Genomic DNA, 13,484 nt, shown 5'->3' with positions numbered 1-13,484 from the left:
AATCTATACTTCTTAACATGATCAGTTGTTAGACGGTAAATAGTATTTTACTTAAAAAGGCCAGATACCACATTCTGGCCTAAATGTATCTTGGGTGTATTATGTATGCATTTTCAATGTATCTAAAAGATCATCTTTAAAATCAATTTGCTCTAATGATTCAGCTGTAAAAATCAAAGCTAATGCTTGATCCACAAAAACATAAACTGCCCCATTAACTTCCTCTACCTGCTCAACCACTGCCCAACTATAGAAACTATGGCCATGTTGATAAGTTTCTTTAATACCCTCTGGAGTAATCTCATACTCTTTAGAGCCTAATATTATTCCATCTTTATTTGGTGTAAAGCACTCGCCTATTTTTACGGCCAACAACTGATCCTACCCATCAACAACGGACACACCACTAAGCGACTAGTTGTTCCTCAAACGCCTCAGGGCTTAGATAGCCATTGGCGCTGTGTAAGCGATTTCGATTGTAGTCTATCTCTATATACTCAAATACGGTTTCTCGCATGAAGCACCTTGTAGGAAAGCGGTTACCATGGATTGCTTCTACCTTAAGTGAGTGGAAGAACGTTTCTGCACAAGCATTATCATAGCAATTACCTTTGGCGCTCATGCTGCACCGCAGATCATACGCTGTAATTAAAGATTGATAATCTTTAGAGCAATACTGGCTTCCCCTGTCAGTATGCACGATAACATTCGTAGGTTTCTTACGTCGCCATAAAGCCATTTGAAGGGCGTCACAGACCAATGTAGCCGTCATCGTTTCTGACATCGCCCAACCAATAACCAGCCGACTATATAGGTCTATCACTACAGCCAGATATAACCAACCTTCTTCCGTTCGTAGGTAGGTAATATCCCCAGCCCATTTCTGATTCGGCGCTTCAGCATTAAAGTTCTGCTCGAGCAAATTTGGAGCTACTGGCAGACCATGTTTTGAGTAGGTTGTGGCTTTATATCTCCTGCCTGCTTTAGCCCGTAGGCCCTGTCGATGCATGCTGGCAGCAATTGTTTTCTGGTTATATTTACTCCCCTCACTGGCCAACTCCTTCGTCAGACGAGGGGCGCCGCTACGTTCTTTGCTGGCTATAAAGCGCTGCTGTACCAAGCTATCGAGCTGCATTCGGTACTGCTGGTACTTGGATTGGTCAGCCGATCTTGACACCCAGTTATAAAAGCCACTGCGAGATACGCCCAATACCTTGGCCATCGCTTTGATGCTGAATTCATGCCTGTGCTTTTGCATGAAGGCGTACCTCATTTCAGGCTCTTTGCAAAGTACGCTGCGGCCTTTTTTAAGATCGCCAGCTCCTCTGCCTGCTCAGCCAGCTGCCGCTTAAGTCGAGCATTTTCTGTCGCCAGCTCTCTCTCGGCATCCCCTCGGCTCTGATGTAACTGAGCCTTACTTCGCCATCCGTAAATCTGGGAAGGATGCAACCCAAGCTGTTTAGCGGCAACGCTTACCCCGACCTTGAGCGCCAGTGCCAGAGCATCTTTTCTATACTCATCTGAGTATTGTTTACGAGTGGTTTTGGTTGGTTTACTTGATCTTGTCATAGGGCACCTCTGCTGCGTAGTTTATCGCTTAAGAGAGTGTCCGTCGTTGGTGGGTAGGATCAAACCTACTAAGAGCAACATAAAAAAGAAACGCAAGTGATATAACCATAACTAACATGAACGGACTCAGCTCAATTTTTCCACTCTTAAACTGAACACAAGACATAAAAACTAAACCGATAGCCAACCAAACAACTAGGTTCTTAAGAATCGATATCCATGTATGAGATTTCAAACGACTACATACCACATAATCACAATAATTATTATAGTCAGCTTTAGAGGTTACTACTTTAAATTTCAAACGAATCTCCACAATCTACATCATATATAAAGGTCAATCTACCTTAAGCCCAAGCGTAAATTCTTTTGGACACACAGCGAAAGCTAATCACATCACTATACTTCTACTCCCTGAGGCGCTTTTCTGCCTTAATAAATCTTCTGAACGTATATACCATTACGGCAATATAAAGGGCAATTACTATCGCCATAGCAGAAATATCATAGACATTTATCACCCAGCTTTCTGGGTGTTGATCTCCTTGCACCAATAGCGTAGTAGTTAGAAATGACACTAACAGCAGCAGTATAAATACAGCGGTTATCAATAGAAGTTTGCATGCCAGGAGTATAAATCTCTTCATGAAACAAAAACCTAGGTTAGGCAGTTGAAGGCAGATGCAACCTGTACCTATATTTGTCTAAATAATTAGCTCAATACGACCTCCCTACATAAGGGAGGCCTTAACTACTTTAACCTTTTTACTTTATGTCCCGACCTTCAGACTGAGGTTAAAGTGGGGCCCCTATTCTCCCACTCGTCAATCATTCTATCGGTCAGCGCCCTCAAACGCCCCATGTATAGAATATCTTCTTGAAGCTCTTCAGCTTCTTCATCATCACATTCATTAATATCAACATCACATAATTTTTCTTCGTAGCAAGCAAGGGCTTCTCGTATATAGTTCAAATCTTTGTAGTTATAAGACATCACTTAACTCTCATATATTTTTTTAAGGCGGCAAGCTTTTCAAAATACTCGGAAACAGGCATGTCGATTTCCGCTTCAATCGAGTAGTGGGTATTGCCTTCTGCATCGGGAAACATATCTTTTGCAATAATCAACCCTGGTTCCAATCTTGCATCTTTGGTAATTATCCACCAAGCATCCTTTCCCTCTCTAAATGGAACTTTGCTACTGATACCATCGAAAAGTGATACCCCACCCGATTTAGCCAAAATATACGGCTCTGAAGAGCCTGGCATCCGGTAGGTTACGATATCGTTTCGCTTGGGCCTTTCTTCACCCGTTCTGTTGTTTTTCACCATCATTGGCCGATGGTCCTCACGATACCTAACCTTATCGATCTGCGGATTATCAAGCTTTCCTTTCCTAAGCACCACATCCACATCAAATCTCTTCATATAGACTTGATTGGCACGTTTGTGTAGTTTTGCGTGCCCTATGGCATCATCCCGTGTAAAGCTCAAAACATTTAGACCCATTGACTCACTCCATAAGTTTCAATCCGATGTTGCTAAGCGATATTACTTCAATGCTTAACGACGAGCCACAGCCAACCGCAAACCCGATCCCCATTGCCATTAGAGTCATAGCGAATCCAATTAGGTAACTCAGTAGCTTGAAGCAAATCCCCAATTTCCGAGTCCGTAGCCCCCCGCCTTTTACAGGCCACGTCCACCACTCCGAACTGGCGAAAACTAAAAATTGGGACGTTCGTCTCCACAATAGTGCTGAAAGTGAAAGGAAATCAAGTAAAGATAGGCATCCACGCCCCCAAATCCCTCCACGCCTATCGTGAAGAGATCTATACGCGCATCAAAAGAGAACAAAAATAGGCAGTGAAAGACGGACGAGCACGGTTTGTCTTTCTCATCAACGGTCAAGCATGCTGTCTCAACAATGGAATTTCTAAGCAGATTTTAAGAAAAGAGAACTAAAGTTAACTGTGCCTATTGGATTATAGAAGACAGTCAGCATATCCCTTCCGGGATGAAATTTGTATAAGCCCCTGATAACCCTGCTCATTATTTACGGGCAGTGACAGAACGCATGCAAGTTGATGAACTCGTTTTCAAACTAAGATCTATATCTGATAGATATGGCTATCATGACAGATCTGCAACTGGAGGCTTATAAAAGTGCTTAAATTTAAAGAATCTGAGTCTGATGCTAAAAGCTTCGCTTTACGTTATGCCAAAGAAATGAATGATGAACTTCTTGAAGAGTTTATAAATTCGAAAGTACAAATTAATTCGAACGAAATGGCAGCGTCATTGACACAATCATTTTGGGAAATGACAGACTTAGCAATCAAAGATAATGAAGAGCAAAAAGTCATAGAGGGAATTAGTGATATAGAGTTCTGGATGCATAAACTCTTTAACAAATTTTCTGGCTACATGCTTATTAATGGTTTTGAAGAAGTTTGGGAAAGCACATCAAGTAAGATACGTAACTAAACCCTGGCACTGCCTTGCTCCAATTTAAGGGTGTATAGGTTTTCTTACACCCCCTTGGTCTATCAGTATCCAGGAAGTAACTACTCTTGTACTTGGCGATCCCCATTCGCTCTACTTTGTTTAGAGGCTAGGGTTTCCAACATGTTGGCTACTTTCTTTGCATGAATTGTGCCCGAAAATGCACCCCCATGCCCCCTATCACCAGCATCAAATATCCCTCTAACCATGACATATTTTCTATCATACTTCTCCAATTCAAGAGTAGAGTCTGTGTCTTGACCTATCGATCCCCCATATACTGTTTTTTCAGACTCCTGAACCCAAATTGAATTTTCTGTTAATCGACCTTCTGCTAAACTTTTACTTAGAAATAGAGCTCTACTTTCATTACGAATACGTAAATATCCTCTAACTAGAATTTCCTCGCCGTTAAAGCTAGATGGATTACTAATTACCTGAATCATAGAAACATGCTTTACATGACTCGAACCACAGCTAGTCAAAGTAACTAATCCAATACATACAATCATGAGTCTACGAAAATTCACTCTGAAACTTCCTTACTAAACTTAATCTTCAGTTCTAGCATATTCGTCTGGTAGAGAAATACCAAAAGGTCCAATCTCATTCGGAAACTTAAATGCTCTCTCGTAAGGCCATAATACTTGAAAAAAATCTGGGTACCTAGCAAATAAAGCGGCTCCCTAAGCACTAAACTGGCGAAAGCCTATCAACTGGTCGTATATATCGAGCACAGCGCTAGAAGTGAAAGGCTATAAAGTACAGCTTAGATTCCATGCCCTCTGGTCCCCTCCCATTCATCGCGAACAAGTCGATACTCGCATTTAAAATGAACAAAAAGTAAGCAGTGCGGACAGTTTTCTATGGAAAGAGACTCAAGCCAATCCTCCTCTATAGAGATTTGGTCTGAACGAATACCTATCAAACTATGTGTTACTTTGAACTACACATCTACCTCCTTAGGAAAACCAGCCAAACCCAGCTTCTTAAAAGCTGAAGATAGATTCTCACGGCCCTTCTTCTTTAGAACCACTCGCGTCGAGACGTGATCCTACCCACCAACGACGGACACTCTCTTAAGCGATAAACTACGCAGCAGAGGTGCCCTATGACAAGATCAAGTAAACCAACCAAAACCACTCGTAAACAATACTCAGATGAGTATAGAAAAGATGCTCTGGCACTGGCGCTCAAGGTCGGGGTAAGCGTTGCCGCTAAACAGCTTGGGTTGCATCCTTCCCAGATTTACGGATGGCGAAGTAAGGCTCAGTTACATCAGAGCCGAGGGGATGCCGAGAGAGAGCTGGCGACAGAAAATGCTCGACTTAAGCGGCAGCTGGCTGAGCAGGCAGAGGAGCTGGCGATCTTAAAAAAGGCCGCAGCGTACTTTGCAAAGAGCCTGAAATGAGGTACGCCTTCATGCAAAAGCACAGGCATGAATTCAGCATCAAAGCGATGGCCAAGGTATTGGGCGTATCTCGCAGTGGCTTTTATAACTGGGTGTCAAGATCGGCTGACCAATCCAAGTACCAGCAGTACCGAATGCAGCTCGATAGCTTGGTACAGCAGCGCTTTATAGCCAGCAAAGAACGTAGCGGCGCCCCTCGTCTGACGAAGGAGTTGGCCAGTGAGGGGAGTAAATATAACCAGAAAACAATTGCTGCCAGCATGCATCGACAGGGCCTACGGGCTAAAGCAGGCAGGAGATATAAAGCCACAACCTACTCAAAACATGGTCTGCCAGTAGCTCCAAATTTGCTCGAGCAGAACTTTAATGCTGAAGCGCCGAATCAGAAATGGGCTGGGGATATTACCTACCTACGAACGGAAGAAGGTTGGTTATATCTGGCTGTAGTGATAGACCTATATAGTCGGCTGGTTATTGGTTGGGCGATGTCAGAAACGATGACGGCTACATTGGTCTGTGACGCCCTTCAAATGGCTTTATGGCGACGTAAGAAACCTACGAATGTTATCGTGCATACTGACAGGGGAAGCCAGTATTGCTCTAAAGATTATCAATCTTTAATTACAGCGTATGATCTGCGGTGCAGCATGAGCGCCAAAGGTAATTGCTATGATAATGCTTGTGCAGAAACGTTCTTCCACTCACTTAAGGTAGAAGCAATCCATGGTAACCGCTTTCCTACAAGGTGCTTCATGCGAGAAACCGTATTTGAGTATATAGAGATAGACTACAATCGAAATCGCTTACACAGCGCCAATGGCTATCTAAGCCCTGAGGCGTTTGAGGAACAACTAGTCGCTTAGTGGTGTGTCCGTTGTTGATGGGTAGGATCACTCTTCCTCATTGGTATATGCAGGAATAGAAAATGAGTAAGCAATACTCAATAACGACAAGATTATAATTCCAATAGATATTCGCTTCATCGTAAGTTACAATTAATGTATTCTTATCCAGCTACCGTGCACTTAGCGGGCCAACGGGATCTCGGTCTTAAATACCTTAGCAAGTATTAGACACTCTCACACTTAAATTCTCTAAATTCAAACTTATTGGTTTCGAGATAAGTTTTTAAGCTAGAGATCGGTACGCCGTGAGTAGGAAAATAGAACCCTCCCTCAAGCCTTACATATTTTGATTCGCGAATCTTAGGATACGTATCCTCTAGTGGTACAGCTAGCTCTCGATCTTTTTCCTGGTATTTTAATGGCCTTATCTGTTCATAAATAGAGCAAGGAAACCACCACAGGTCTTCCTTTTCGTACACTGGAATTGCAAGGTCGCCGTTAATAAGCTTGGCTAATGGCATACGGTGATATCTAGGTAATATATGTGAATTCGACTGGGAGCCAATAAGTATGATTTCAGATTTGTGTGACCTGAAATCAAAGCTCTGTAGCCCAAAATGCCCTGTTGTTGCCACCTCAATTCTTTGCGGCAACTCTTCTCCATAGATTTGATCAATAACCACATAACTAATTACTTGTGGCGGAGGATCGAGGCATACAACATTCTCCTTCGTACACTCTTCAAACTGCTGCAAGTATCTACCCTTTAAAGGAACAGCAACAATCACTGTTGGTGAAAGCTCTTCTTCTTCCACTTCAGGATATTTCTGCACTTTGGAAGCACAACCCAAAAGTAAGCATTCAATGACAATTAGCAGTATAAGAATTCTTTTCATGGGTTTGCCTAGTGTATTGCTCAGCTGCCATCTAAATGACGCTGCTTTGTGTTAGCTTAGCGTACAGCACAAAGTGCGCGAAGTATTGTCGAATAAAGCAGCAGTTTGTTAGGCAGAGCTGTTTTCATCAACCTCTTCCCAAACTGCTTTTGAATCCAAAAATAAATGCTGCTTTACTTTTAGCCTCTCAAAGCCAGTGTCAAGCAAGCTTACAGGAACGTACATAGCCTTATCATCGTTCTTCCCAGGTAAGGATGATCCACATTCTGAACAAAAACTTGTTTGCCAATCATGATTTGGCTTTCTCCATATTTTTATATGGTCTTGACCAGAACCCCACTCAAAACTTTCATTAGCAATCACCGTTACGGCTATTCCGCCTCCACCTGTAGCTTTGCGACAAATAGAGCAATGACATATATATACATCTTCAGGGATTACGCTAATTCTGAAATTTACTGATCCGCAGTTACAGGAACCATTCGCTATTTCAGTCAATTGTATCTCCTATGCGCCTAACAATTAATTCAAAAGCAACATCTATATATCACGCTTCTCTATGATTCCAAAGCGCGTCAACCCGATGATATATAAAGTCATCAGCTGGAAGCTATTCTTTAAGCTTGGTAGCCTATTTCCTGTTCTGCGCTCACCAATCTACCAACAATCATCACTTACAAAGCTTCCCTACCAAGGAATGCTCACCCACGGCTTGAGTATCGGTAGGAAGAAAACATGTTGATCCTAAAGCGCTGAACAGGCGAGAACCTAAGAATTGGAACGAATGTCTCGATCACAGTGTTGGAAGTGAAGGGAAATCAAGTAAAGATAGGCATCCGCGCCCCCAAATCCCTCCCCGTCCATCGTGAAGAGATCTATGTGCGTATTAAAAGAGAACACAAAGTAGGCAATTGAAGGCGTTGAGGGAAGGTTCTCCAAGAAGGGAGGCTCCAGACGATCCTCCTTCTTTAGTTAATAAATCTAGCTCTTTGCTGAGCCGTAACCAAATAGTTAGGGCCTGAGTTTTGCTAATGCTTGCTCGGACAAGCAACATTGAGGGCAATACATCAGCACAATAACTTGTTAGAGCTAAAGTGGTTCCCTACTGAAATTGGTAATTTCTTGACCAAAAACTTCTATTGCTTGATTTTCTAAACGTTCCTTGAGGCCAATAACTTCTAGATAGTCATTCCCAGCATCTGCCACTTCATCCTCATCTTCAGATGTTTCACAAATAGACTTTAAACGCTCAGCTTCACGAGTTATTGCCTCAAGTACCATCCGGGTTTCCCAATCACATAGTGATGTGTTCATTTCTTTTATATGTGTCAAAACGTAATCTGCTTTATGAATACCTTCTAACACTTCAATGCCAGTTTTGAAAGTAGACCCTTGAATTCATTGAGGGGCATATTTGCTGTTGGAGCGATACTATAATGCCCGGACCTATCATTAAGTAATTTTTGACCTGGTGGAACTGGTGTCCCATTAGAAATCTTCAATACCCAGCCCGACATCGGTGTTGATTCAACCCTGCTCTTTGTTGATAGTGATATGCCTTTCCCATTTGCAATCACTATCAAGATTCCATTGGTATTGGGTAGTATCTTTGTTGGCTTTCTCGCCTGCATACTCCGCTATTCAGTCATCCGTAGAGCTTGCTTATAGCAGTCACCAATACCACCTCGATTACGAGCCAATTCCCTACTTATCGTAGGTTGGCTAACCTCAATCTCCCTGGCGATCGCATTCTGCCTCCAGTGACTTTTCTTTAGGGCCCAAATCTGGCAGCGCTGCTCTTCGGTCAGCTGTCGGTAGTTTTCCGTCATCACTTAACTTCTTGACGAAGAAGAAGCGGTAGATGTAACCTTCAGCTGACCATTCTTTTTCGGGTGATTAACTGATCCAGTTCAGAGTTGAATGCAGGACCAATTAAATTTCAAGTTAATGTAAATTTTACTTATTTTGTTTGTAGGCCTGCTGGCAGACATGGCTCATGTCAGCAGGCTCAACTTTAATTGTAAAAAGATCAACTAATAAGCATAAACTGCGCCTGCAAATGGTGCATCATTATTATCCTGCCCCGTACCTTCTGTCCCATCTGCATCTCCATCTTCGAAAGGCGTTGCGATGATTAAAGTTTGCCCATCAGTTGACATTGTTAAATTGTGCCCAAATAAATCCCGTGAATCAGTATTACTGGCTTTAATATAATTACCAGTTTCCCATGAACCAGATAAAGAATTATACAGATACATGTAGGCTGCTCCAGAGTATATCTTGGACTGATCTTCGATTGTTCCTCCAACACCTATAGCGCCTCCGCCGCTGCCCGAAGCTGCAATAGCCAGAATTTCTCCGTCGCCAGATAACTGTATAGACTCGCCAAACCTCTCGCTACTCTGAGGTGCGAATGACTTTATATAAGTTATTTTTTCTGGTGTGTTGTTATCAGTATAACCTGTCCAGGGGTCTTTCTTTTCTGCTTCACCAGGCTCTTGATATATATAAGCTGCACCAGCGTAAAGGTAATCATAATCAAACTCTACTGGAGGTGTAGCCGTAACCCCACTGCCAGCACCTACTTCTCTAGGTGCGCCAACTGCAAGTACCCTGCCATTGGTTGATAGCGAAACTGAGTAGCCAAACACTTGGCCGTAGTCGGAGTCAAAACTCTTTAAATAAGCAGCTTGTTTCCAGGTCCCACCTTCATTTTCCCGGAAAATAAAAACTGCACCGTAGTCAATATTGTCAGAGCTTGAGGGGATATATTGCTTATCGCCTGGATCAATCCAATCTCTAGGCGCACCAACAGCCAGAATTTTGCCATCCTGGGAGAGTGCTAGATCTGCACCAAACTTCGACTCATAGAGATATTCCCCTGGAAATTTTGAGTCTGTATCCGCTCCTTCAAAATGCGGGGTCAGGGTGTGTAAGTACTGTACCTCAGAGCCTTCTTCTGCATTGATATCAATATCATAGATGGCAATCCCGTCTAAGGTTTTAGCTGCTAAGCGTTTACCGCTACCTGATAAAACTAATGGGCTTTTATATAAAAATACATCACTGTAATTATAATCATGAGAAAACTCTTTAAAGAGAGTCCATCCTTTTTCTTTACGTTTGAATAGGTGAAAATTATAATTTTTCGACATGACTGCAAGTATTTTTCCATCCATCGAAAGTTGCAGTTTACGGCCAAAATAACGTTGAGTCTTTGGAGCAGCTTCAGTCAGCCTATCTACCTGTTTCCATTCAAAATTGTTATTCCGCTCAAAGGTATATATAGCACCTTGACTGTCTTCCGTATCGGAATAACCTATTGCGGAAACTACCATCAGCGTACCGTCAGCAGATATGGCAGTTGAGTAACCGAACATCTCGTCTATGGTGGATATATCAGCCTTTAAATAACTGATAAGCTCTTTAGAATTAGCAGTTTCTGGGGTTTCTAATGGGTGCGTTGATCCTAATATCTCCCCTTCAGCATCGACAGCATGTAGCTGAAATTGGATATCTCTATTTGGGTTTTGCTGGAATAAGTGCAGCGGAACATGAAAATCAAAGCTAATTGCATCTTTGGCGATGGAATCAAAAAGAACCCTTGATCCTGGAACGCTGCCATTGAATCCCTCGATACTACCATAGGAACCGTCAAGCTGAAAATGGTCAAGTTGCAGGAACTTATCTTCATCAGTATTTAATTTCCACTCCAGATGAAAGCTGGCCTGGGCATTTCCTTGGTGGTCTATCGCAGAAAGCGTGGCCTCTGAGAACAGTTCAGGCTCTGGTTCGGGCTCTGGTTCAGGCTCCGGCTCTGGTTCAGGCTCCGGCTCTGGTTCAGGCTCTGGTTCAGGCTCTGGTTCAGGCTCTGGTTCAGGCTCTGGTTCAGGCTCCGGTTCAGGCTCCGGTTCAGGCTCCGGTTCAGGCTCCGGTTCAGGCGTGGCTTGAGATTCTGGTACTGAGCTACCAGTGCTGTCACTACTACCACCGCTACAGCCTGAAAAAATGGAAACTAATACAAATATTCCGAAAATTGTACACTTACTCATCAAAATATATTCGCCCAAATTGAGTTGAAGCTTCAAACAACGATCTTACATGTACGTTGCCTATGACTCGTACTTATATTGAATTAATAAACTGTTAGATTTAGAAAGCGTTATAGTATCAAGCTACTACACCCACAAGCTACCACCTGTCTGTTGTGGTCAAATCTAACCGGACACCTCTCTAAGCACATTTCTCAAATTCGATAGGGGCTACGTCCCCCAGTGTAGTGGTCTACTAAACCCGGACACCAATTTAGGTGGTAAAGTTGCCATCGAAAATAGAGGTGCTCAATGAGTAGACAACGTCGCTCCTTTTCTCCTGAATTTAAATTAGAGGCTGTCCGCTTGGTAGTAGATCAGGGCTCTGGACAAAATCTCTATACCCTGGCGAGCTCTTATAATGTCCTCGCCAGTCACACTTAAAGAAATCCCGCGCACCGGTGGCAGGGCCTGAGTGATATCAGGGGAAACTGTATATCATCAGCACGGCATTCGCTGATAACGCTCATGTATTCAGCTCCCATTCAGTACAAATCAATACCCTGCACATTGTCAACATCCCTTTACCGAAATTCGTTGAACAGTAGGATATAGATCGTACCATGGGGATGGGTTAACCATGTAAAACCAGGGAGGATTTACCATGAAAAACAACTGCGTCACTTCAGCCCTATCTAACCTATTCATTGCCACTAGCTTATGCATCTCTGCTTATGCAACTGGAATGGATAGTAACGAAACCAGTGACCAGGATAAGAGAGCCGGATTTTATTCAACTATTAAAACCACTGACCTGTGTAAAATTGACGAGGCCGTTGAAAAGTTCATGCAGGACAATGCGGTTCCCGGTATGGCTATCGCCTTGGTCGCCAGGCCGCAAATGCCTATCATCTGGTCCAAGGGATATGGCGTAAAAAGTCTGGATGATGGAGGCAAAGTAACCAAAAATACCATTTTTTGGCAGGCATCGGTCAGTAAGGCTGTTATGGGAACCGCCATCGCCAAAGCCCTGGAGAGCGGAATCCTTAATTTGGACCAGAAGGTGCAAAATTTACTGGCCGGAGGGTATTTCGAACTTGATAATCCTGGTTCGCAACCGATCACACTGCAGCACCTTGTGACCCATCGATCTGGCATTAAAGATTTTGAGGACGCCTATCAGTGCAGCTTCTATATCAACCATGGTGACGGCACTCACACAAAGCTGCTGGACCTCGTAGCACCGGGGGCCTGCCCCGCAGACAGCCCTATTGACTTGGCGGGCTTTTTGGGTGCTTACTTGGATAGAGATGGTGAATTTTATGATTTTGAAAATAATTTTGGTGCACAGGTACCAGGCCAGAAGTACGAGTATTCAAATATCGGTGGCGCACTGGCGGGCTATTCACTGGAGCTGGCCAGTGGATTCTCACTGGCCGACTATGCACAAAGAGAAATATTTACCCCTCTGGGTATGAATAATACAAGCTGGAAACTCTCGGAGCTGAACCCAGACAAAATCGCCAGACCCCATTACCAGCTCAATGGCAATCTTACACCATTACCACTCTATGACCTTGCAACTTGGCCCGACGGTGGTCTGAGAAGCAGTGCCTATGATATGGCCACGTTCCTCGCCACTATAATGAACGATGGAAAGTTGGCTTCAGGAAACCGGGGGCCCAGAATTCTTGAGGCCGATTCTGTCGCTCAGATGCTGACACCAATCGCGGGTAATTTTGGTATCTTCTGGTATACCTCGTCATCCTACTATAATGGAGAAGATCACAGGATAGTTGGTCACAATGGTGGTGACCCCGGTTCCTTTTCTTACCTGTTTTTTAATCCAGTCGAAGAAGTTGGGGTAATATTCATGGGCAATACCGATCACAATGGCATTTCTGAAAGCAGCTTTGACATGCTCCTTGCAACTCTCCTTGAAACTACATCAGGGCTGCCCACAGCAAAGCCGTAACTGGACACTCCCTTTAAGTTCTGCTTTTAGCGCTTTATCTGGCGTTTGCTGAAATTAGCGTTCATATAAAAGCTATCTGCCACTATGATGAGTTCGGATACTAAAAAATAGTGTTATGGGTCCGAACTCACTAAAAAACTCAATAAATGGTATAAAAATGTACCCAACCATTAATCACATTTCAAATTTCTACATCTTATTCAATACCGTAAGCGGTACATGAACTACTGAATAGTGTGGTTTATGTACCGC

The 13,484-nt window shown here is 43.3% G+C and carries 16 protein-coding genes; 6 read left to right on the top strand and 10 right to left on the bottom strand.

The genetic code is table 11. The annotated features are described in order from the left end of the window. Positions 1-99: 99 nt before the first annotated feature. The 4 genes from GL2_RS16340 to GL2_RS16325 all read right to left on the bottom strand — a co-directional run bounded on the left by GL2_RS16340 (position 100) and on the right by GL2_RS16325 (position 3,078). Positions 100-372: a YcxB family protein gene (locus GL2_RS16340; RefSeq protein WP_172621181.1), complete on the bottom strand. Its 273-nt coding sequence runs from the start codon at positions 370-372 to the stop codon at positions 100-102. Positions 373-406: 34 nt separating this feature from the next. Next, positions 407-1,569 (bottom strand): IS3 family transposase gene (locus GL2_RS16335; RefSeq protein WP_143731639.1). Its coding sequence is split into 2 segments (ribosomal slippage): positions 407-1,311 and positions 1,311-1,569, totalling 1,164 coding nucleotides; the frame shifts between segments, so codons are not numbered across the junction. Positions 1,570-2,353: 784 nt separating this feature from the next. Next, on the bottom strand, positions 2,354-2,563 hold the full coding sequence (locus GL2_RS16330) for a hypothetical protein (protein ID WP_143731643.1): 210 nt from the start codon (positions 2,561-2,563) through the stop codon (positions 2,354-2,356). Continuing rightward, entirely contained in the window at positions 2,563-3,078 is a 516-nt protein-coding gene (locus GL2_RS16325; protein ID WP_143731642.1) for a hypothetical protein, read from the bottom strand. Before GL2_RS16325 ends, GL2_RS16330 begins: the two co-directional genes overlap by 1 nt. 246 nt (positions 3,079-3,324) lie before the next feature. Between GL2_RS16325 and GL2_RS16320 the strand changes: the two genes are divergently transcribed. Further along, on the top strand, positions 3,325-3,432 hold the full coding sequence (locus GL2_RS16320; RefSeq protein WP_370452067.1) for a carbon storage regulator: 108 nt from the start codon (positions 3,325-3,327) through the stop codon (positions 3,430-3,432). Positions 3,433-3,735: 303 nt separating this feature from the next. Beyond that, entirely contained in the window at positions 3,736-4,056 is a 321-nt protein-coding gene (locus GL2_RS16315) for a hypothetical protein (protein ID WP_143731641.1), read from the top strand. An 80-nt stretch (positions 4,057-4,136) separates the two neighbouring features. On the opposite strand, the gene GL2_RS16310 is transcribed toward GL2_RS16315, so the two are convergent. Further along, positions 4,137-4,604 carry a hypothetical protein gene (locus tag GL2_RS16310; RefSeq protein WP_143731640.1) on the bottom strand — a complete coding sequence of 156 codons (468 nt, stop codon included), beginning with the start codon at positions 4,602-4,604 and terminating at the stop codon, positions 4,137-4,139. A 581-nt stretch (positions 4,605-5,185) separates the two neighbouring features. On the opposite strand from GL2_RS16310, the gene GL2_RS16305 reads away from it, so the two are divergent. Continuing rightward, positions 5,186-6,348 (top strand): IS3 family transposase gene (locus GL2_RS16305; protein ID WP_143731639.1). Its coding sequence is split into 2 segments (ribosomal slippage): positions 5,186-5,444 and positions 5,444-6,348, totalling 1,164 coding nucleotides; the frame shifts between segments, so codons are not numbered across the junction. Positions 6,349-6,554: 206 nt separating this feature from the next. Here GL2_RS16305 and GL2_RS16300 read toward each other — a convergent pair. Continuing rightward, complete coding sequence (locus tag GL2_RS16300; protein WP_143731638.1) at positions 6,555-7,226, bottom strand: hypothetical protein; 672 nt, start codon at positions 7,224-7,226, stop codon at positions 6,555-6,557. A 108-nt stretch (positions 7,227-7,334) separates the two neighbouring features. Further along, positions 7,335-7,724 carry a GFA family protein gene (locus GL2_RS16295; RefSeq protein ID WP_197736467.1) on the bottom strand — a complete coding sequence of 130 codons (390 nt, stop codon included), beginning with the start codon at positions 7,722-7,724 and terminating at the stop codon, positions 7,335-7,337. A gap of 276 nt (positions 7,725-8,000) precedes the next feature. Here GL2_RS16295 and GL2_RS16290 point away from each other — a divergent pair, with 276 nt between their 5' ends. Continuing rightward, positions 8,001-8,141: a carbon storage regulator gene (locus GL2_RS16290; RefSeq protein WP_232053852.1), complete on the top strand. Its 141-nt coding sequence runs from the start codon at positions 8,001-8,003 to the stop codon at positions 8,139-8,141. Positions 8,142-8,315: 174 nt separating this feature from the next. On the opposite strand, the gene GL2_RS16285 is transcribed toward GL2_RS16290, so the two are convergent. The 3 genes from GL2_RS16285 to GL2_RS21550 all read right to left on the bottom strand — a co-directional run bounded on the left by GL2_RS16285 (position 8,316) and on the right by GL2_RS21550 (position 11,314). Further along, positions 8,316-8,591, bottom strand: coding sequence for a hypothetical protein (locus GL2_RS16285; RefSeq protein ID WP_232053654.1), 276 nt, complete (start codon positions 8,589-8,591; stop codon positions 8,316-8,318). A gap of 272 nt (positions 8,592-8,863) precedes the next feature. Beyond that, the gene (locus GL2_RS16275) at positions 8,864-9,055 is read right to left on the bottom strand and encodes a helix-turn-helix domain-containing protein (RefSeq protein WP_143731636.1); all 192 of its coding nucleotides are present in this window, start codon (positions 9,053-9,055) and stop codon (positions 8,864-8,866) included. Between the two features lie 204 nt (positions 9,056-9,259). Further along, the gene (locus GL2_RS21550; protein WP_172621000.1) at positions 9,260-11,314 is read right to left on the bottom strand and encodes a hypothetical protein; all 2,055 of its coding nucleotides are present in this window, start codon (positions 11,312-11,314) and stop codon (positions 9,260-9,262) included. Between the two features lie 255 nt (positions 11,315-11,569). On the opposite strand from GL2_RS21550, the gene GL2_RS16265 reads away from it, so the two are divergent. Beyond that, positions 11,570-11,701 (top strand): transposase, encoded by a 132-nt coding sequence (locus GL2_RS16265; protein WP_143731635.1) that lies wholly within the window; start codon positions 11,570-11,572, stop codon positions 11,699-11,701. A 220-nt stretch (positions 11,702-11,921) separates the two neighbouring features. Next, the gene (locus tag GL2_RS16260) at positions 11,922-13,232 is read left to right on the top strand and encodes a serine hydrolase (RefSeq protein WP_143731634.1); all 1,311 of its coding nucleotides are present in this window, start codon (positions 11,922-11,924) and stop codon (positions 13,230-13,232) included. Positions 13,233-13,484 lie beyond the last annotated feature (252 nt).

The organism is Microbulbifer sp. GL-2, from assembly GCF_007183175.1.
Classification (GTDB): Bacteria; Pseudomonadota; Gammaproteobacteria; order Pseudomonadales; family Cellvibrionaceae; genus Microbulbifer.
The sequence above is the reverse complement of the archived record's forward strand: the minus strand, read 5'-3'. Positions and strand labels throughout refer to the sequence as shown.

What these genes read in the sequence shown, in the direction of transcription:
- GL2_RS16330 (WP_143731643.1), bottom strand. Translation starts at nt 2,563, where the DNA reads ATGTCTTATAACTACAAAGATTTGAACTATATACGAGAAGCCCTTGCT.
- GL2_RS16325 (WP_143731642.1), bottom strand. Translation starts at nt 3,078, where the DNA reads ATGGGTCTAAATGTTTTGAGCTTTACACGGGATGATGCCATAGGGCAC.
- GL2_RS16300 (WP_143731638.1), bottom strand. Translation starts at nt 7,226, where the DNA reads ATGAAAAGAATTCTTATACTGCTAATTGTCATTGAATGCTTACTTTTG.
- GL2_RS16275 (WP_143731636.1), bottom strand. Translation starts at nt 9,055, where the DNA reads ATGACGGAAAACTACCGACAGCTGACCGAAGAGCAGCGCTGCCAGATT.
- GL2_RS16265 (WP_143731635.1), top strand. Translation starts at nt 11,570, where the DNA reads ATGAGTAGACAACGTCGCTCCTTTTCTCCTGAATTTAAATTAGAGGCT.
- GL2_RS16260 (WP_143731634.1), top strand. Translation starts at nt 11,922, where the DNA reads ATGAAAAACAACTGCGTCACTTCAGCCCTATCTAACCTATTCATTGCC.